The sequence below is a fragment of the Staphylococcus sp. EG-SA-2 genome (genome assembly GCF_017152085.1).
Genome location: NZ_JACYHC010001345.1, coordinates 1 through 588, shown reverse-complemented (window position 1 = coordinate 588; position 588 = coordinate 1). Strand labels below are relative to the sequence as shown.

The 588-nt window shown below is 30.8% G+C and carries 1 protein-coding gene; it reads right to left on the bottom strand.

From position 1 onward, the window contains the following. Positions 1–588, bottom strand: a 588-nt coding sequence (locus IDG60_RS21350; protein WP_206161175.1) for a DUF1672 family protein, incomplete at both ends; no start/stop codon positions are given.

Genomic DNA, 588 nt, shown 5'->3' with positions numbered 1-588 from the left:
AACATCATCTAATTTTTTGTCCTTTGAAAAGTTACTACTTCTCGAAAACAATGTTGTATGTACTTCTATTGCAGCTTTATAGCCTACTCCTTTCCTTGCTTGTTTCATACCTTTTTTAAAATTCAGATTATTTTTCTTTATTAGGGGTTCGTAATATTTCCTATATTCTTGGAGCGTCGGTATATTAGCAACTATATAAAAATATTCATTTTCATATCCACTATTTTGTGTTTTGTTAATTGCCTCTTTAGTAAATCCTGTATATTGGTATTTCTTTTCATTTTCTTTTAAAAATTTATATAAATTATCATACTTTTCTTTTTGCGCTCGATATTCAAAGCCACTCAACACTGTACCAACTAAAGTACTCATATCATCGCCTTTATCCTCACTTCTTAATGAGCTATCACTCTCAATTATTGATTTGTCAAATGGAATACTTGCATTAAATACGATGTCGTGGTCATCACAATGCACGAATACTTCTACACCGTCGCCACTACCTACAACATTTGTAGCTTTAACTTTTAGTCCAAAGTTATCCATAAAAAATTGTTCGCCACGTTTAGCAATTTTATCTTTATGCTT